Source organism: Bacteroides celer (genome assembly GCF_002632415.2).
Lineage (GTDB): Bacteria > Bacteroidota > Bacteroidia > Bacteroidales > Bacteroidaceae > Bacteroides.
Map to the genome: position 1 here is coordinate 4,277,408 of NZ_CP178209.1, position 20,062 is coordinate 4,297,469.

The 20,062-nt window shown below is 43.5% G+C and carries 10 protein-coding genes; 1 reads left to right on the plus strand and 9 read right to left on the minus strand.

Annotated elements, in window-relative coordinates; genetic code table 11:
• Window positions 1-19: 19 nt before the first annotated feature.
• Window positions 20-358, minus strand: a complete 339-nt coding sequence (locus CJF29_RS17595; protein WP_099146077.1) for an MGMT family protein — start codon at window positions 356-358, stop codon at window positions 20-22.
• Between the two features lie 170 nt (window positions 359-528).
• On the opposite strand from CJF29_RS17595, the gene CJF29_RS17600 reads away from it, so the two are divergent.
• Window positions 529-1,821 carry an LruC domain-containing protein gene (locus CJF29_RS17600; protein WP_099146060.1) on the plus strand — a complete coding sequence of 431 codons (1,293 nt, stop codon included), beginning with the start codon at window positions 529-531 and terminating at the stop codon, window positions 1,819-1,821.
• Between the two features lie 78 nt (window positions 1,822-1,899).
• Here CJF29_RS17600 and CJF29_RS17605 read toward each other — a convergent pair whose 3' ends face one another.
• From CJF29_RS17605 to CJF29_RS17640, 8 genes are all read right to left on the minus strand, one after another.
• The gene (locus CJF29_RS17605; protein ID WP_317192802.1) at window positions 1,900-4,770 is read right to left on the minus strand and encodes a substrate-binding domain-containing protein; all 2,871 of its coding nucleotides are present in this window, start codon (window positions 4,768-4,770) and stop codon (window positions 1,900-1,902) included.
• A gap of 4 nt (window positions 4,771-4,774) precedes the next feature.
• Window positions 4,775-10,357 (minus strand): carboxypeptidase-like regulatory domain-containing protein, encoded by a 5,583-nt coding sequence (locus tag CJF29_RS17610; protein WP_099146059.1) that lies wholly within the window; start codon window positions 10,355-10,357, stop codon window positions 4,775-4,777.
• Between the two features lie 391 nt (window positions 10,358-10,748).
• Window positions 10,749-11,636: a carbohydrate kinase family protein gene (locus CJF29_RS17615; RefSeq protein ID WP_004311736.1), complete on the minus strand. Its 888-nt coding sequence runs from the start codon at window positions 11,634-11,636 to the stop codon at window positions 10,749-10,751.
• A gap of 35 nt (window positions 11,637-11,671) precedes the next feature.
• A complete protein-coding gene (locus CJF29_RS17620) occupies window positions 11,672-12,841 on the minus strand; it encodes an MFS transporter (protein WP_074637871.1) in 1,170 nt (389 codons plus the stop codon).
• A 361-nt stretch (window positions 12,842-13,202) separates the two neighbouring features.
• Complete coding sequence (locus CJF29_RS17625) at window positions 13,203-15,029, minus strand: DUF4980 domain-containing protein (RefSeq protein WP_099146058.1); 1,827 nt, start codon at window positions 15,027-15,029, stop codon at window positions 13,203-13,205.
• 125 nt (window positions 15,030-15,154) lie between these two features.
• Complete coding sequence (locus tag CJF29_RS17630) at window positions 15,155-17,104, minus strand: DUF4960 domain-containing protein (RefSeq protein ID WP_099146057.1); 1,950 nt, start codon at window positions 17,102-17,104, stop codon at window positions 15,155-15,157.
• Window positions 17,105-17,141: 37 nt separating this feature from the next.
• The gene (locus tag CJF29_RS17635) at window positions 17,142-18,272 is read right to left on the minus strand and encodes a glycosyl hydrolase family 28-related protein (protein ID WP_099146075.1); all 1,131 of its coding nucleotides are present in this window, start codon (window positions 18,270-18,272) and stop codon (window positions 17,142-17,144) included.
• A gap of 22 nt (window positions 18,273-18,294) precedes the next feature.
• Window positions 18,295-20,052, minus strand: coding sequence for a RagB/SusD family nutrient uptake outer membrane protein (locus CJF29_RS17640; RefSeq protein ID WP_099146056.1), 1,758 nt, complete (start codon window positions 20,050-20,052; stop codon window positions 18,295-18,297).
• Window positions 20,053-20,062: the final 10 nt, after the last annotated feature.

Consider the following 20,062-nt stretch of genomic DNA (forward strand, 5'->3'; position numbering starts at 1 on the left):
TAGATTAAACATGCAAATTTTATTCAGAAGTGGAGTAATTCCAAAGATGCTTTTTCAGGTCTACACATCCATTTTGCTTGAAAGAAATCCCCTCTTCCAGCAAGAGCTGCTTTTGCTCTGTCCAACCGGGTACAAGGCGTCCCGACACATTGACAACCCGGTGACAGGGTGCAGATAAATCATCCGGAATCTGCTTCAAAGCACGCCCCACCATACGGGAACATTGAGGCATTCCCAATAATGCTGCGATTCCTCCATAGGTAGAAACCTTACCTACCGGAATTTCCCGGACAACCTGATACACCTCTCGACAAAAGGATGCGGAAAGGCTCGCCTTGTCTACTTTATAATCTTTCATCACCCAGATTTCACTTATTTCATTCCCAAAGCTAAATAAAAAGAAGAGAATCTGCAAATAATAAGATCGCATCAAATAAAATATGCAACTTTACTTGTTTCTTATACAAATAATACCGACCTTTGTAACCATAAAACAACCCGATTATTAACAAGACAAACACTACCGTCATGAAAAGAAAAAACATTCTATTCACTTCTTGTTTGTTAGGAGCACTTGCTTTCAGCTCCTGTGAGAAGAACCTCTACGATGAAAGTAAACAACCTGAAAAAGAAATTCAAGTAAAAGACTTGGATATACCCGCAGACTTTGAGTGGAAATTAACTCAAGTAGCAGGAGGAACAGTAACAGCTACCATTCCCACTATGGTTTCTTTCTTCCTAGATGAAGCATGCAGTAATGAAGAGAAAGTAGCAACCATTCCTGTAGATACAGAAATCTCAAGTCTCCCTTTAAGTATTCCGACCTGCGTAAATACATTGTATGCCCAATACGAAACCAACGCTAACGGAACAAGAAAAGTGTCCATACCTGTCAATGCAGATGGAAGTTTCTCATTAAATATCACCGATGATGTTAAAGCTAACACTACTCGGGCAATCACTCGTGGACACGATATAGAAGATGATATAGCACACAAAGGAGGAGTTATCTATCACCCTAAAGACGGTTGGGGAACAATCATGTTCGAAGACCAATTCCCATCATTGGGCGATTATGACTTTAATGATTTTGTAGTTAATTATAAGGTACAGTTCCAAGGTATTAAGAAGATTGATCATGAATATACCGCACAGTTTATACAAATAGGATTACGTCTAAAGGCTATTGGAGGGATATTTCCTTATTCTCCGTATTTAAGGCTAAAAGAAATAAATTCTGACGAAGTGGAAAATATAGAGGTTTATGAAACTAAAAATATGAACCCTATACCTGATAAAGTAGCACTTATCCCTGACAAACATCTTATTATTGATTATAGTCCTTTAATAAAGAATCTGGCTAAACCTGCAGGCAGTCAATATTATAATACAGAGAAGAATGCTTTGGTTACTACAAATGATTTACCGGAGATTCATATTCTGATCGAATTAAAGAAAAGAAAAGAAGTAAAGGAAATATTAGAAGACGATGAGCTCGACTTATATTTGAAACGGAATGATAATGGAATAGAAATCCATATGAATGGTATCGAACCGATAATTTACCAATATCCATTCAATAACAAAAATCTGTTGCCGATATATACAAACGGAGAAGAAGAAGATGACAACTATTATTTTAGCGCAGAACGCCTAATTTGGGGATTAAGAGTACCAGGTAATGCAGCTCATGCTATTGAGAAAGCGGATTTCTTAAAGGCCTATAAAGGATTCGCAAAATGGGCGCAAAGCAGCGGCAAAAACGAACAGAACTGGTATAATCAAGGAAATGCAGATAAAAGTTTATTGATTTACAATTAACCCATATAAATAAATCCCGGTAAGTATTGAAAACTCAAATTACTGGGATTTATTATATCTTGGCGCAAATAGCTAATGCTATCCTTTCCGCTTCAACAGATCCGTCGGGCTTTCTCCAAACTGTTCCCGATAACATTTGGTAAAATAAGAGGGAGAACTGAAACCAACCTCATAACCAATCTCCGCCACTGTCATATCCGAGGAAGCAAGCAAAGAAGCTGCTTTTTTCAAACGGGCGATGCGAAGCAATTCATTCGGAGAATAATTAGTCAGGGATTTGATTTTGCGATAGAGTTGCACACGGCTTAATCCCATATCTTTGCCCAAGTCTTCCACATTCAGATTAGAGTCTCCCATCTTAGCCTCAATCAAAGCCTTGAATTTCTCCACAAAGTCTTTGTCCATATCGCAGACATCTTCTTTGGCCAATGTCTGCCCGTCACCAAAGAATTGTTTCAGACGACGATGTGAGTCTATCAGGTTGCGGACACGTGCCACCAGTAATTGCGAACTGAAAGGTTTGGATATATAGGAGTCTGCTCCACCATCATATCCTTGAATCCGTTGTTCGTCCAGAGAACAGGCTGTCAGCAGAATGACAGGGATATGACACGTTTGCAATTCGCTTTTCAAGCGACGACAACATTCAATTCCATCCATTCCGGGCATCATTACGTCGGAGATAATCAAGTCCGGGACATATTTCATAGCTTTACGAATACCTTCCGAGCCGTCTGCAGCTTCTATAACAGTATAATCGGTATGGAGCAATCCGTGCACATATAAGCGAATATCAGCGTTATCATCAATAATCAGAACGCAAGGTTTGGAAGAGTCGTATCTTTTTTCCAATTCCTCTTCTTCGTAAGTTAAAGCATCATTCAAGCTCGAAGAACCGGAATAACCGGAAGTTGCAGGAGTTGCCGGAATCCCAGCAACGGCAGAGGTTGCAGCATCGGTGGAGGTTACAGAAGTAGCAGGCACAGAGAATGCCGGAGAGTTTTCTGAAACAACAGTCTCGCAAGTCTGTACAGGCAAATCAACGGTAAAAATAGTACCTTGCTTTTCATCACTTTCCACCGTGATGGTACCTTTATGCAATTCCACAAAAGCCTTTACCAATGCCAATCCAATACCCGAACCGGCATGGTGCATATCTATCTTATAGAAACGGTCGAAAATATTCCGGATATGCTCTGCAGAAATCATTGAACCGGTATTGGCAACGGTAAAGCGAATCCAGTAATGATCGTCTTTAGTCAGGGAAGATAAGCGTACAATTATTTTTCCGTTTTCCGGAGTAAATTTGAAAGCGTTGGAAAGGAGGTTGAAATAGATGCGTTCCAACTTTTCTGCATCTGCCAACGTGCGGTAATCCGTATCCGGCATATAATCGAATGAGAAATGAATATGTTTCTTCCGGGCTGCAGCCATGAAAGATTCGTTCCATCCCTCAAAAGAAGAAAGAATGTCTAACGAAATAGGAGTATATTCCATTTTTCCATTCTCATACTTACGAAAATCCAGAATCTGATTGACAAGACGCAAGAGGATATTCACGTTTCGCTGAACTAACAATAACATTCGGCGCTGGTCTTCACTCAAAGACGAATCAGCCAGTAAATGCTCTACCGGGTCGGCAACTAATGTCAGTGGAGTACGAAAATCGTGAGATATATTTGTGAAGAAAACGAGCTTGGCATGAGTCGCTTCTTCCAGTTGGTGAGAAAGCTGGATAAGCTGATCCCGCTGTTCCTCAAGTTTGTCACGCTGTTCTTCAAGAATATCCCGTTGCTCTTCGAGTTTATCGCGTTGTTGCTCTACTTGTTTCTTCTGTTCGGACAACTCTTTATTCAGGCGATTCTTGGAACGGAGGGATTTATAAACTACCAATAACAATCCCGCTACTAATAAAAGAATAACCAAGCCGCCATACATCACGACCTGCTGCGTAGCTACACGCGACAGATACCCACCGATACGTCCGTTCAATGTTTCAATCTTCTGATCCAGTTCCGAGATATGGGTAGTCTGAAGTTGCATAACGTGCGCGTTCGTGCGGTCTACAACGGCAGTATTCATGACCGTTTCGCGAGGATAAGGCTTCTTCTCAAGAATATTCATAGCCAGTTGCATCACTTTGTCCCCATTAGTCGGATAAATAAAAGTTGCATCCAGCACATTGTCAAGCACCAATTCAAGCCCATTTCCTTTGCCGGGCAGTGCATCAATGCCAACAAAAATCATTTCTTTTTCACGTCCGGCTTTCTTCGCAGCCTGATAGGCTCCCGGAGCGATACGGTCGTTATGTGCATACACCGCATCAATCTTCGGATGACGGCGAAGCATACTATCCATTTCCACTTCTGCCGGTTCACGTTCCCAAGCAGCATCCGCTTTATCAATCAGTTTGATATCCGGATAATTGCTGATAGCGGCCATAAATCCCTGATGGCGTTCCATGGCAGGGGTGGAACCACCCAGTCCGGTAAGCTCCACTACATTCCCTTTCCCTTTCAGACTTGATGCGATATAATTTCCTACCGCACGACCTATTTCATAATTATCGGCACCGATATAGGCAGTATATTTATCAGAAAGTATCTTCCGGTCTACAAGAATGACGGGTATTCCTTTCTGATAGGCCTCCTCCACAATTGGAGTCATGGGAGCCGCTTCATTGGCGGAAATTATCAGTAAATCAACTCCTTTATCTATAAAATAATGAACATCTTCCGCCTGCTTACGGTTATCATCCGCCGCCGAGCGGATTTCAACCGATACTCCATCATAAAACATCGCTTCACGAAGAATCTCATCATTCATCTTGTGCCGCCAAGAGTCATCGCTACATTGGGCCACCCCAATACGGAAACGAGGCGCATCCTGCCGACAGGCCGCCAAGCCCAAAAGACAAAACAAGACTGTTATCCACTTCGTATATTTCATCGCTTCAATCATTCCCTTTCTTTCGTATATCTTTTGTATTTCTTTCTGTAATCCAAATTTCTCTCCCCGCATTATTTGCATTCACCACCGGGAAATACATCAGTTCCACTTTCACAGGGTTCAGCGTGTATTTTCCAGTAAAACGTGGAAGCAATGGGACCGTAAACTGATAAGTACCTACCGGTAATTTTTCGCTAAAGATAACAGTTTTCTCTTTAAAATACTCACGATACACTTCAGAACGGGAGAAATTAACAGGTTTTGAGGCATAACTACAACCTGCCGGAACAGGAACTTCAAGCATCACGTATTGCGCACCCTCCTGTTTCACCTGCAAGGTAACTGTCAATGTAACAGGTACACCCGCCACCAAAGAATCTTCGTCCAAAGTCGCCTCCACCTTGAAAGCATCACTCTGACGAGCATCCATCACACGCTTCATTGAATAGACACTATACAATAAAGGCTCTTTTCCCGTTTTTGAAATAAGCAGACTGTCGCCTGCTGTCAGCCGGGTATGGTAAGGAAAATCCGTAATCCGTTGGTGATCCTTACCGCTCACAGATACCGATGTTCCTGACATCCCTCCGGAATCTGCCAGCAAATCGGTCAGAACAGTTGTCACAGCCGAAGAAGCCTGATACGTATTCCATCCGTGCTCCTTAGTCCGCAAAATATGCAATTGCATATTTTCTTTCAACTTACACAGAGAAGAGTCATTTTTAATAATCCGGTAGGCTATCAATGTATTTATCAGCTGATTTCCCTCCCAATAATAAGTACGCCGTCCGTCGTCACAGTAAACACCTCCGAGCAGATCCTTTTTCAGATAAGGACGTACACTATCACCCACATTCACCGAATCCACCTGTTGCTTGATTTCCCAGAGAAGCAGTTTCTCTTTCAGGTAGGAAAGAGGACGATAATACTTGTTTCTATTTGCCAACGAGTCTTCTTTCTGTTCCAATTGCCGGACGAAAGGTTCCAATAATCTGACTGCCGAAGAATAATCCGCCTCCACTTTCCACTCATGAAGAGCATGAACTATTTCTATATCTTCCAGTTTCATTCCTCGATAAGGACTCGTATGAGCATACTCCACTTTCAAACCATTCAGATTCAACTCCACAGGATAACCTGCATCTTGCGCCATCTTCAAAGCCCGCAGGATATGCGCAGACATCCAGAAAGAAGTATTTTCAGAGTTCCCCCACCACGACCATAACTGATGTTTGTTCTGATGATTCGTCAGTCGATGGATAATAGATCGGATCGCTTTGTCTACTTTCACCTTTTCCCCCTTACTCTGCATATACTGTTGGTAAGCCAGCAGACCAATCAACTTGGATGCCAGCTGCTCATTGCACAAATATTTGTATCCTGTCAGATAATTCACCGATTCTTTATAGATGTCCAACTGATTGTCAGTGATACTCACCATCACTTCTTCATCCTCGCCGGATTGCACTTTGACCGTCTTTGCATCGGACAGAATCCCCAATGTGCCCTGTGCCAATTCAGTTCCCTGTGGTAGTATCGGAATCGTATATTCCTCTCCATCCTGATACCCATCATCGCGAGTGAAAAGATAGCTGATAGTCACGCTATCGGTATGTGCTGCCTGCATCGGCACTGTTTCATGAAATCCCTCCGTGAAACCCACTTCCTGCCGTTTCAATGTATCCGTTCCGACGCAGAACTGTGTTTTTCCGGCTATGTGCTGCCCATCCAGATAATTGCGGATAGTCCCGACCACCGTACTCTGATCCCCCTCCACCAAGAAGCGGGGAGTTTTCAACTCCGCCATCAACGGTTTGTAAGAGCGGACGGAACGTCGGAAAGTACCCGTCTGCAAACGACGGTTCATACCATAAACGACAGTCTCCCATTTCGTTACGTTATCAGGGAAAGTTGTTTCAAACTGTACCGTTCCGGTTTTATCCGTAAACAAACGAGGTTGCCAGAAAGCCACATCCGAAAAATTCCGACGCAAGCCGTTCAATTGCATAAGTTCATTATACAACTGTTCGTTATCCGCTTCTTCTTTCGCTTCCCGATCCTGCTCCTCCAATTTCTCCAAAGGTGCGGTTGCAGCAGCAGAAGAAGAACCAGTCATTAGTCCGGCAACGGATCCCGTCAACGAATATCTTGAACGCGTGCCGTATCCTACAACGACCACTTCCTCCAGCGTCTGACTATTTTCTTCCAAAGTAACCAACAGATTGGCTCCGGGAGTTGCTCTCATCTCCTGCTGTTTAAAGCCGACATAGCTAAACAAGAGCTGCTCCCCTCCCCTGTCACAATCCATTTCAAAATATCCGTCCATGTCGGTGATCGTTCCCTCCGTCGTTCCTTTCACCACCACGCTACACCCGATTAAAGGCTCTCCGGTAGCATCCGTCACATAACCGGAGACTTTACCGCCATAATTGCGTACATACTGCCTGATCCTCATTTCCCTGTGACCAAGAAAGTTTGTACCGATCCTGCCAATTCCTCTTCCCAGCAAGAGCCACCCAGATGACAACGAATCACGTTCATGTAGAGGCAGAGACTCCATATCTACATCCAGATAGGTATATGATTGTATCTTCAGAGCATCCTGTTTCAGATACTTTCCATTGTTATAAAGTAAAATCGCATCATACGTTCCGGCAGGAAATTTGGAGTATATCCTGTTCATCTGCACCAAGGTATCCGGATAAACCAGTTCTCCGGTAGTGCAGTCTTTAAAGAGCAAATTAGCCACTCCGGTAGAATCTTTTTCTTCCGGAAGCCGGAAATTCAGCGTCTTATCCGGTAGGGAGAAATAAATCCGGGTAGGATGCCAACTCTTCCCCTTGCGAAGTTCTGCCACCAGACTACAGAATCTTTCCGGTGATAAGTGGTAATCATTCAAAGTCGGAATCTTTGCCACAGACGAAAAATTCAAATAAGCCGGACACAGTTCCTCATCCTTATATTTATAAACCACATTGCCCTCGAATTCATAAGAGAAACCTCCCTCATGCCGATACAACACACCATTCATATATTTCCAAGGCCCCGGCTCCACAGGACCTGCCAATATCTTTTTCTTGTAGCGCGACAGCTCCATGAGTGAAACCGGAAACTGCTTTCCATTATGTTCGAGCGAAGTATATACCGCCCCATCCATCACCGGAAGACGGCAAAGATACCGTTCATAACGCTTCTTCTCTTCCGAAGTAAATTTATACTCATCATATTTCCCTTTCTTCTGCCGCAACCAGACTACTTCCACTCCTTGCGGCAACTGATTCATATCGAAACTCAAAATCGTTTTCTTGCCCCGGTCGAAAGCCAGAGAATCAATGATGAAAGCCCTGTCGTGCATTCGCAACGTTATCTTCTGCTTTCCCGAAGGATGCAATACAGGAAAAGAATACTGCTTGGGCTGTTCCGTCCACGAAAAATAGCAGGGAACATCGTTCTGCTCAATCACATAGATATTCACCGCCCGTCCGTTCAGCATCACATAAGGAGCAAACTGGGTGGTTCCATCCGGCGTGTCAACCGTCTGACGGAACAGCTTTCCCGCAGGATAAGCAAACTGATAATAAGGCAACTTATCCAAATGAAGCAACTGGTTCCAATGCTGATAATCCAATGTGGCCGTATGCAGATACTCTTTTTGCTTCATTGAGTAGGAAGCACGTTGCTCGCGTGGACGGGGTGCACTCCCGTAATAGGGTAAATCAGGTACGTGATAATCCAGCTGGCTGTTGACCGCAAAAGCTGTCAGATCGACATTGGATACCGGACGCCCTTGTATATTGGTCACGTTCAGTTTTGTTTTCACTTTCTGACCGGGATACACTCGTTCCGGCAAATCAGATTCAATCACCAGCCGTTCGGAGGGTGAAGTGTACGAGCGTTTCAACATACATTCCTTATTCCCCATGAAATAAAATACTTCTACGTAATAGACGGAAGAGGGATCGATCTCTCCGGATTTGTGTTCCATCTCTTTTCCCGAACCTTTCTGCAACAGGCGGTTGCCTTGATACACATACCAGGAAAGCTCCAGCTGCAAAGGATTGGAAAGGGAGACACAGAACGAATCTTTTTCTATGCCGCCATTCAGTTCCAGTTTGGAGTCAAGTGCGGCGGAAGCAATCGTCGTTTCATATCCTGTTTCCGGTATTTTGAAACGATAGTCCGTCACTGCCTGATTGAACGGTTCGCGATAGGGCAAACGCACTTTCTTCACTTCTTTCTTTTCACCATAGGTCAGTTCGGCTGCCACAGGACGCTCCACTCCCAGATCGAAGAATGAAAAGCAAATGGTATCCGCCTGCGTGGTACACTGCACATCGTAGCACGAATAGTAGAAAGTCGCTTTGCTTTGCTGTTCCAAACGGTTATTGTCTGCCGTAAGCAGAACGACATTCACTGTATAGAAGCAATCGGAAGCTCCGAATATCCGAGCTGGAATATCTACCGAGGCTTTCCCGGAAGCATCCAGTTCCGCCTGCACGGACATCAGTGTATCGGGCAAAGAAAGTATCTGCGCATACGACTTCAGTACCTGCTGTCTGCCCACAGTCACTTCTACATTCACCTCCCGCAAAGGAAGTCCGTTGGCATCCGTTGCACTGATATCCATGCGGTTACTCTGCGGTGCATATTGCACATTCGAAGCCAGCTTCACCAACAACTTGTTTCCGTTCAGTTCGTAGTCTTCATATTTGAAATTGGTGGAGGCTACGATGCGTCCCCGCTTATCGCGAAGCTGTACAGTATATCTCTGATCGAGCTTCAGATTCAATGAATCCGCCAACAGGAATTCTCCGGCGAAGCCTCCCGGATGGTAAGGGACGACGGACATTATCTTCTTATAGTCACGCCAGGAAGAACCGACACGCATCCACAATGAAAGTTCCTGTTTCAAAGGGCGTTTATGTTCGGAGAGAGCATAAGACTTGAAACGGACAGTTTCGCCCGGTCTGTATTTATTCTTGTCAGTAATCAGGTAACTATAAAACTCCGGTGCATCTTGCCGGTCATAATCATTTTTATACCAGGGTGGTACAAGGTGTTTCCTCAAATCGAATACCGCACGAAACTTATCCACTTCAACCGTCAAAATGTGCTGTTCTTTCTGGGACCAGTTATCGTCAGTATATGTCTGACTGTCTTCATCGTAATAAACAACCTTGCTGCCTACCCGCACTTTGGCATCTTTCCTGATTGTTCCCCCGGCATCAACCACCTGCAAGGTAAGTACACCATACTCCTTGAAAAGGAAAACATGAAAAGGAATCACCGGAGCATAACGGTAATGAACTTCGTTCCGCTCTACATCAGCCAGCAGAAAATGCCCTTTGACCGGAGGGTTGTTCCAAGTGTCCGTGAAACGGGCAAAAGGAGTCTGCTGTATTTTTTTCCACAGTTTCTGTCGGAGTTTGCCTTTGAGAAGTTTCAAGGCCTCTTTGTTGGTCAGTTCGAAAACGATCGTTTCGGAAGAGGCATCGTCCCAGAGCATCGGTTGTCCGAATGCTCCATTGGCAAAAAGCAGGACTCCCAATAACAACAGGCTCTTTAGCTGGCATAGCATTGTGTTCATGGTATTCGATAAATAGATAGATTGAGAACAAAAATAGAAAATAAAACTGTGAGTATGCTATAAATCACCCGATTATTCGCAATCTTATCCTCTGAAAAAAAGTAAAAATAGTCCCCATACTTACCCAGGAAACCATTAACAAACGTATAAAGCGTGATACAAACACTTAATTTATGTTATAAAACATCTCTTTTTATTTGGATTATTTGCAAAGTTGACAGAAGTCCGTATCTTTGCAATGTGTTTTTCATAGTATTAGATTTAAGGTTAACAAAGGTTGGAGCAAGGCGTTGCTCCTTTTTTTATGCCTGTATCTTTCGTACGTACAAAAAACAAGAGGTACACCCCCACGAAATGAAATATACCTCTATGCTTACTATCAATAAAAGAATTACATCAGTCTATCTTTCAAAACCTGCGGAAGTTCGGGCATCGCACCGCTCTGTGTGCAGACATAAGCAGAAACCTCGACAGCCAGTTTATGCGCTTCGGGCACCGGTTTTCCATTGAGAATGGAAGCACAGAAAGCAGCCGTAAAAGAATCGCCTGCACCCACTGTGTCGGCAACCGGTACTTTGGGCGTCTCCTGGAAAGAGACAACGCCCGGAGTGAACACATAGCTGCCATTGATTCCACAAGTGAGAATCAGCATCTTCAGGTTGTATTTTGCCAACAGAATCCAGCATTTATCCTGCAAATCGATACCGGGATAACCAAACATACGGCTGATAGTCACCAGTTCTTCGTCGTTTATCTTCAGGACGTTGCAGCGGCGGAACGATTCACGCAATACCTCTTTTGAGTAGAAATCCTGGCGGAGATTGATATCAAATATCTTGAGCTGTCCGTCTATATCGGGCATCGTATCCAGAAAGCGATTGATAGTGGCACGACTCACGTCATTACGTTGAGCCAGCGAACCGAAGCAAACAGCACGTGTGCTCAAGGCCAAACGTTTCAGTTCATCCGTAAAGGGAATGTTATCCCACGCCACGCCCTCTTTGATTTCGTAACAAGGCACGCCCTCGTCATCGAGCGTCACCTGCACCGTACCGGTAGGATAGTCTACCTGTTCAATCTGCATCTTCAACTTCTTCTCGTTGAATACTTTCAGAATTTCTTCTCCCAGTTCATCCCTGCCTACGGCACTCACTACACGACTGTCAAAACCAAACTGTGATACATGATAGGCAAAGTTTGCCGGAGCACCACCGATTTTCTTTCCTTCGGGCAACACATCCCAAAGTGCTTCGCCCATTCCTACAATTATATTATTCATGATATACAGGTTTTATTGTTTCCAAAGTTATAAAATTATTTTCTGATACGGAACGTATAATACAAGAGATAAAGCACGCCCACCGTCATTACGGCGATAGCACCATTCTGTCCCATGGAAGTATCCGAAGCTACTCCCATTGCCAACGGAAACACCGTCCCGCCGAAAAGTCCCATAATCATCAAGCCGGAAACTTCGTTTTTCTTACCCGGCAAATAAAGCAATGCCTGCGAGAAGATAACGGAAAACACATTGGAGTTACCGAAACCAATCAAGGCGATGCAGGCATAGATAATTGCCTTTTCATGGAAGATAAACAAACCGATCATGGCAATCAACATCATCACTACACTAATGCCGAAGAAAGATTTCGGAGACATCTTACGCAAGATGAAAGAACCTAGAAAACAGCCCGCCGTACGGAAAATAAAATAAAGACTGGTTGCAAAAGCAGCATCATCCAATCCCATACCGATGCGCTCCATCAGAATCTTCGGGGCGGTAGTGTTCGTACCTACGTCGATGCCGACATGGCACATGATACCAATGAAACAAAGCAGAATAAACGGTTTGCCAAGCAGGGCGATGCATTGTCCGAAAGTAGACGGTTTGCCATCTTCTTTCTCCTCTTCAATCTGTGTGACATTGAGCAGAAGAATAGCGATGACGGCCACAATCATATAGATAGGGAACAGGATGCGCCAGCCTAAATCGAAAGTCGGAATGGCCTGTGTCGCTCCCCACATGGCGATATAAGGTGCCAGGAAAGAAGCAATGGCTTTCACAAACTGGCCGAAAGTCAGGCTACTTGCCAGGCGGTCGCCACGCACGATATTGGAAAGTAACGGATTCAGAGAAGTCTGCATCAACGCATTTCCGATGCCCAGGAGGGAAAAGGAAATCAGCATCAGCATATAGCTGTCGCCGAAAACGGGTAGTAACAAAGAAGCGAAAGTCACAATCAAACTAAGCAATACAGTTTTCTTCTGACCAATGCGGCTCATCAGCATGCCGGTGGGTACGGAGAAAATCAGGAACCAGAAGAATACCAGTGACGGAAAAATATTCGCCTGTGAGTCTGACAAACCAAGGTCTGCCTTTACGTAATTGGAGGCAATGCCTACCAGGTCAACGAATCCCATGGCGAAGAAGCAAAGCATCACCGGGATTAGTTTGGAGAGGGAAGAGTTTTTACTGTTTTCCATTATTTTATCTTTTATATGATGAATTCTGTTTCCATAGGGCGGAACGCATACCCCTACGGCAATGTATGCATCAGTCCTTTATATAGTTGGTGTATCTCCCGTTCCTTGTTACTTTAAAGCTACGGTCTTGTTGGGTTACCACGGCCGTGGTAGCTTCTTCCCACGGCTGTGAAGAGTTCTCACCACGGCCGTGGGAGGATCTCGTCACGGCCGTGACGAACTAACAGAACCGTAGCTTTGAGGAAAGTATCTCCGTACTTTAGTAGAACTCTTCCACTAGGACAGACGTATTAGTCTATAGGGAAAGAAGTTTTTACTCTAAAGAAACAGGGAAAGAGCGCATGGAGTTAGGAGAATGAGCTTATTTCTTCAACTTGTAGATCACAAACGAATCTACTTTATACGCTCCTCCTTTACTGTAAAAGTCGATATGAGTGTAAGGTTCCGACGGGAATACTTGATTAGTCATCACAAAACGTCCGCCATCACCAAAGGCTTCCACACTGGATTTGTCAACAAACAGACGGAGTTTCAATTCGTCTTTTCCACTTTCAATAGCCGTCCAGGTCAACATTGGGAAGTTCTCATTGAAACCTACATCTCCGCTCTTGCAGCGGTCCATCGAGAATTTCTTTTCTTTCATGTCATATTGCATATCCACTTCTTCGCCTTTGTCATTATAAAGATGGAAGCCAATTACATCCGCATATTGATTTTCGATAGTCAGTTCTATTTCGTATGCACCCTCATTGCCGGCAATCATGTCTTTGATGGTACGTGTTCCGTTCACTTTGAACGAGCGTTTTTGGGAGATGTCACGCAGTTTCAGCAGTTCGGGAGAGGGAGCAGACTGAAGATAAGTCTCGCCATCTACGGTGAATAGGCTCAAATCACGAGGAACAGAGTTCGGGCTACGGTATTGAGAGGTAGGCACATCGTTTGCATATTGCCAGTTGCTCATCCATGCAATAGCGATGCGACGGTTGTCGGGAGCATCACTCCAAGTTACAGTGGCGTAATGGTCTTTTCCCCAGTCCATCCATTTGGTTTTGGAGGGTGATTCGTTTACAAATTCTTTTCCGTTGAACGTTCCGACAAAGTATTGAGTGGCACTTCCTCCGAAAGGACCTCCGGGATTCAAATTACAAAGCAATACCCATTTCTTTTCGTTCGTGCCGTCTACTGGAAGTTCAAATAAATCAGGACATTCCCAAACACCGCCATGTGCACCTTGTCCTTCACCGAAACTACTTTCAAAGGCCCAGTCTTTCAGATTGGAAGAAGAGAAAATTTGCATTTCCTGTCCTACTGCCAACAACATAATCCAACGTTGAGTCTCTTTATGCCAGAATACTTTCGGATCGCGAAAATCACGGGCATCAGACGTCAATACCGGATTATTTTCATATTTTGTAAAAGAACGTCCATTATCTGTGCTATACGCAATACTTTGTACTTGTCGATCACTATTCTGCGTATAAATTGCAACAATAGCACCCGCACCGAATCCGGCAGTATTATCAGTATCTACTACGGCCGAACCGCTGAAAATTGTACCAAGCGCATCAGGGGTAATAGCATCGGGACGATGTTCCCAATTTATCAGGTCTTTACTGATTGCATGTCCCCAATGCATATTGCCCCATTTGGAGCCATAAGGGTTGTGCTGGTAGAAAAGGTGATATTCACCATCTTTATATACCATCCCATTGGGATCGTTCATCCATCCATAAAGAGGTGAGAAGTGATAAGTAGGACGGAACTTTTCACGATTGCCCGTATCGAACGTGTCGGACAATTTCATTTCTTTGCAGCAAACAGCGGAAAGTTTACCCCGTATCGGATCATTCGAACCTAATTTAAATTTCAATAATATGTTTTTACCTGCATAGTCCGAAAGATCCAGTGGAACAAAATAGTCCACTCTGTTCACTGCCAGGCGAACATCCGCAACGTTCACCTCTTTATTATTAACGATCATGCTGACACGTACATCAGGCATCACCTCCTCTACGGGTAAAAGCAAATAACGTTGATTTGTATTTATATGTACCAGGCAATGTCCTTCACCCAAATCTTTTATTAATAAAGAAGAAGTATCGGCTGAAGCATCCGAAAATGAGAAAATCATCATAACCAGAATTGTCAAAAAGGTCTGTACTTGTTTAAACGAGAATAATACATTCATGTCAGATGGTATTAGAGTTAATTATTAATATTCATTGTCTTCAATTTGTTACCATGCAAAGATAGGCGTAACGGATAGTTACACCTATCACTTTTGTTTCAGAAGATAGAAAAAATGTTACCTATCTATTTCTTAGCGCTTAGATAATGCAATATATTTTTCGTCATGAGCACAATATTATCTTGATAAACGTTAAGATTACTATTCTGATTCCATTCATAAGCAGCGAGCCCAAGGGCTATACATGTACCTTGATATTCCGCTGTCGAAGCAAATTCCACCATTCCGGCACAACAATAATCCGTCACGTGTCCCCACGTTGCTAAAACGGTAGCATTGTTTTCTTCTTCAAATGCCTTTACTATATTCCCTGCATTGGGATAAAGACCGGGGAAACCATAAGAATTCAAGTCCCACATACAATTATGGTCTTCACGTCGTCCGGGACCGATCAGCGGGAACGTTTCATGAGAGAATTGGTCGGAAGTAACCATACCGGCAAACACTGGATGACTCCGATGATCATACTCCATTCCGATGTTGGCATTAATCGTCCAAACGTCCGCGCCATCTCCTCCTTCACCATCTGCAAATATCCCTGGAGCCCGTTCGGTACGCCCCAATGGTACAACCAACTGAGTCGCATGATTGCTCAAGAACAGATTCCCTCCATTCTTATAATACGTAGTCAAGGCAGCGATCGCATCAGTAGACAAAGGTAACTTATCCCATCCGGCTCCAATGCCTACACGGTCTATATGCACCCAAATAACATCGTAAACAGAAAGATCTTCACTAGTCAACATGGCAGGAGTGACGACTTTACCATTCACAAACTGTTTCTTGAACCATGCATAAGAGGCTTTTTCATCATCATCCTCTATCTCTTCGGGAGTATTATACGTTATCACATAAGCTGCATTTGTCAAATCAAGTCCGGACGGTTTCACCTTAATATTTTCTTCCGTTACTCCGCAATCTATCACTTCGGATAATTCACTGATATAAAATACTTGATTACTGTTTTTATCTTCTATCGTACAATCTGCAAAACGATTATTTTCTCCTTCCGCAGCATTCACTGTAGTAGGATTTTCTATGCCTTCACTCCAAGAAACATTTATGGTGTTCGATGTGAAATGATTGTATTCACCTTTCACATGAATTACTCCATAATCGGCTTCTTTGCCATTGAGTTGATTATCGTTCTGGTTTACCGTGAACAAGTTATCACTTAACAAGTTGTTTTGCCCGCTTAATTCAAAGAAAGTCATTTTGTTTCCGGTAAATTCATTATCCGAAATATTCACCCGGTTACAGCCTGTAAAGTTAGCGCACCAATCGTCATTCGCCGTCAGTTTGTTGTGAGAGAAAATCAGATTACTTTCTCCCGAAATACGTGCAGCCACACCACCTTGCGATGAACCGAAGGCAGAATTGGTCACCATATTTTGTATGCCACCGTTCATCTCAATACCATTCACAGCATCGGTTGCATCTATCCGGGCTAATGTAATGGCATCACATCCTTGGAGTTTAACGCCCTGATACATATTTTCCATCTTAATATTGAAGAAATGCAGGCGATCATTGTCATGCTCTACATAGATTCCGGTTCCTTGGTGGTCGGCTTTCCCCACAAGGGTAAGTCCGCTTACCTCCACCCCGCTAATACGATTTTTACGTCCGCCTATATCGGCAACAGGAGCCACATGTAATGCATATTCGGCATTCCCAAGTACCAAACGACTACCTTTAGCGTCAGCAACAGGAACAACCGTTTCATCATTCACACCTTTCAGTGTTACGAAATTGCGTGTAAGCTGAATGGGGCTATCCAGGCGAAAAGTTCCTTCGGGAATAAGTATCGTTCCTCCCTCGGGTGGAAGATCGGCTATAATAGCATTTATTAGATCCGCACAATCGGTAGACCCGTCAGTCGGAAGTCCGAATTGCGTTATATCTATAATCTTCTGACCTTTACATTCATCGCAAAGCGCATAAGTATCGTCATTACTGCAAGATGTGCCCAACATCAGGAACAATCCGCTTATCAAGAATTTATTTATTTTCATGGTGTTACTATATTAATAATGGTATAGGATAAGGAAATTATTCTATTATGCTCACCTTATCAGATGATACACAGTTAGAGACTTCAGTTTCTGCGTTCACCAAGAATACCCGATAGCTCTCTAAATTATCTATAAAGCAGTTCTTGAACACGTTGCCTGTTCCTTGAGTGGCATTTACAGCTACAGCATCAGCATAAGCCCATTCACATGACAAACTGTTGGACACAAACGTATTGTTGTTACCTTTTACGTTGATTATACCAAAATCCTCGCCATGGTCGAGCATTTGATTCTGAACTGCTCCTGTAAGCCAAAAGATGTTCTTATTTACCCGATTGTTATCGCCACTCAACACAAGAATACCATTATAGTAGCTTTTGAAATTATTACCTTCAATAACACTATTATTGCAATTATCAAGCACTAAATTTTCACGTCCATCAGGGTAGACCTGATTATTAAGGAATGACAGTTCGTTCACTCCCTGCGCTTTGCAGGTTATGCCAGTGGGCTGTGCACCTAATTGGCAATTCTTTATAATCATATTCTCACCACCAATCAGTTCGATACTATTAGGAAGTTCACATACCCAGCAGTTGACTATCTGCATATTCTTTGCCTGTTCTATCTTGATGCCGGTATGCAGATTTATGCCAATAATATTAGAAAGTATTCCATTATCGCTCGTGCCTGTAAAATGTATACCGATGTTCTTGGCTTCCGTCCCACCCGACACCATCAGATTCATAATCTTTAACCCCTTCACGTCTGTTTCTACTTTTATAGCTGCTTCGGCATTGCGGGCAACCAGTTTGCTTCCACCACCAGGCCCCAGCAGATCGTTGATTCCATTCACGTCAATATTGCTGCGCATACCGGGATTTAATCCCTTAATCGTCACATTGTGCTTATTAATCACAATGGGAGCATCAAGTACAAAATCACCTTCGGGAATAACCACCACTCCCCCTTCGGAAGGTAAGGAGGCAATTGCACTATTAATGGCTTTCGAACAATCTGTCTTTCCATCACCAATAGCTCCGAATGTGGTAACATCACCTTCGATTTCAGTATGAGTGCCATAACATAACAGGTTATCATCACCGTCGCAAGCTGTGAACAAGCACAGACAGAAAGTGCTAATTAAATATCTCTTTAGTTTCATCATATCTATATTTAAGGAATTCATATTAGTTAAACTTACCATATCCGGGATTCTGCACATAATTACCTTCAGAGAAATTATATTGCGCATTGGGGATAGGCAAATATTCATCTCTGCCACGGACGAAGCGAGCACCACGATAATAAACGCGTTTGTTTTGCTCCACACCTATGTAACTGTTCATAGTTTCCGCAGCAACACCCCAACGTACCAGATCGAAGAAACGACCTCCTTCCATAGCAAACTCCATGCGACGTTCCCAACGTAGTGCTTTGCGGGCTAATTCTTGATTCCAGCCTTCAGAAGGGTATTCACCGATCAGATAATTAGCCGCATTCTGTTCTGAATCCTCAAAGTCTTTTACATAAGGGCTATTCTTGGCACGCAGACGAATACGGTTAATGATTTTGCGGGCTTCTTCCAGTCCGGCAGCTTCACCTATTTCTATCAGCGCTTCAGCCTTCCACAACAACACGTCGGCATAACGGATAATCTGCCAATTGAGATGGGAAGCCCCCCAAGGCCAACCTTGGAACATCTCGTCACTCTCCGGAGAAATATAGAAGCGTTTGGTACAGTTGAAACCATATTCGCCACTGTTACGCACCCAATTTGCTTTACAAGGCTCGGCAGTATATGTTTTCCAAGTAATACCCGGACGACCGGTTACGAAATCCAAACGAGGATCTACAGTTGCGTCAACATTAGTGAGTTCACTTCCTTCGTATATTCCATAGTCATCGGTGTTGAAGGTATCAAACAAAGGCAATCCATATGTATCTGTCTTATAGGCATTGATTAAGTTTTGGCTGGGCAAGAAAAATCCGTCACCACCATAAGGGCCTTTAGGGGCGTTGAGCAAATTACTCCAGTTTATGTTTCCGGCACCATCGGTTTCATCATTCATCGAATATTGCACGGCAAACACTGACTCTACCCCATTTTCATATTCCAATTGATCGAGTTTCTGAAAATCATTCAAAAGATCGTACGTCTTTCCTTGTGCGCCCACCTTGTCACAAAGAGTCACCACTTCAGCCAGCAACTGCTTGTCAATAGCAACTACTTGGTTATTGTCATCTTGTTGATAGGCCTGATAGAGTATGGCTTTAGCGGCATAGGCATAGGCTATATTCTTTGTGATACGACCTACTTGAGGTTGAGTATCAGGCAAATCATCGGCAGCATCGAGAAATTCCTGTGCTATTTTACCCAAAAGTTCTTCACGGGTATATTGGTTGTTGGGGATGTACTTATAATCATCATTTTCCACATTTTCATCAAAATAAGGCACTTGCTTGAAAAGACGAACCAGTTCGAAGAAGAAGTGTGCACGAATCACCTTCATTTCGGCTTTGCGACTTTTAAGTATCGACAAAGAGTTCTCGTCAAGCGTGTTCATTACTCTCAATGCGCTGTTACAGCGTTGTAAACAGCAATAGAGTTGAAACCATTTTTCATCGGCATTACTCCATGTAGCATCTATTTTAAAGGTTTCAAGCAGCGTGCAAAAGTCACCATCATTTACACCGCCACCGCCTTTGTAAGCATTGTCCGAACGTACTTCGCCATACGTCCAATTCGTCATTGGTACCCAATGCATCTCACGATTGGGACCTTTCAATCCGGCGTAAGCTGAAGTAACCAAGAGTTCTACACCGTCGGCCGATGCCAACAAATCGTCATTGAGTGTACCTTGCGGTTTAATATCAAGAAAACGGCTCTCATTGCAACTTGCCAATAGTGCCATAACACCTGCTGCAAAGATATATTTCAATTTCATAATGTTCTGT

Coding starts and splice junctions, on each gene's coding strand:
- CJF29_RS17595 (WP_099146077.1), bottom strand. CDS start 358: ATGAAAGATTATAAAGTAGACAAGGCGAGCCTTTCCGCATCCTTTTGT.
- CJF29_RS17600 (WP_099146060.1), top strand. CDS start 529: ATGAAAAGAAAAAACATTCTATTCACTTCTTGTTTGTTAGGAGCACTT.
- CJF29_RS17605 (WP_317192802.1), bottom strand. CDS start 4,770: ATGAAATATACGAAGTGGATAACAGTCTTGTTTTGTCTTTTGGGCTTG.
- CJF29_RS17610 (WP_099146059.1), bottom strand. CDS start 10,357: ATGAACACAATGCTATGCCAGCTAAAGAGCCTGTTGTTATTGGGAGTC.
- CJF29_RS17615 (WP_004311736.1), bottom strand. CDS start 11,636: ATGAATAATATAATTGTAGGAATGGGCGAAGCACTTTGGGATGTGTTG.
- CJF29_RS17620 (WP_074637871.1), bottom strand. CDS start 12,841: ATGGAAAACAGTAAAAACTCTTCCCTCTCCAAACTAATCCCGGTGATG.
- CJF29_RS17625 (WP_099146058.1), bottom strand. CDS start 15,029: ATGAATGTATTATTCTCGTTTAAACAAGTACAGACCTTTTTGACAATT.
- CJF29_RS17630 (WP_099146057.1), bottom strand. CDS start 17,104: ATGAAAATAAATAAATTCTTGATAAGCGGATTGTTCCTGATGTTGGGC.
- CJF29_RS17635 (WP_099146075.1), bottom strand. CDS start 18,272: ATGATGAAACTAAAGAGATATTTAATTAGCACTTTCTGTCTGTGCTTG.
- CJF29_RS17640 (WP_099146056.1), bottom strand. CDS start 20,052: ATGAAATTGAAATATATCTTTGCAGCAGGTGTTATGGCACTATTGGCA.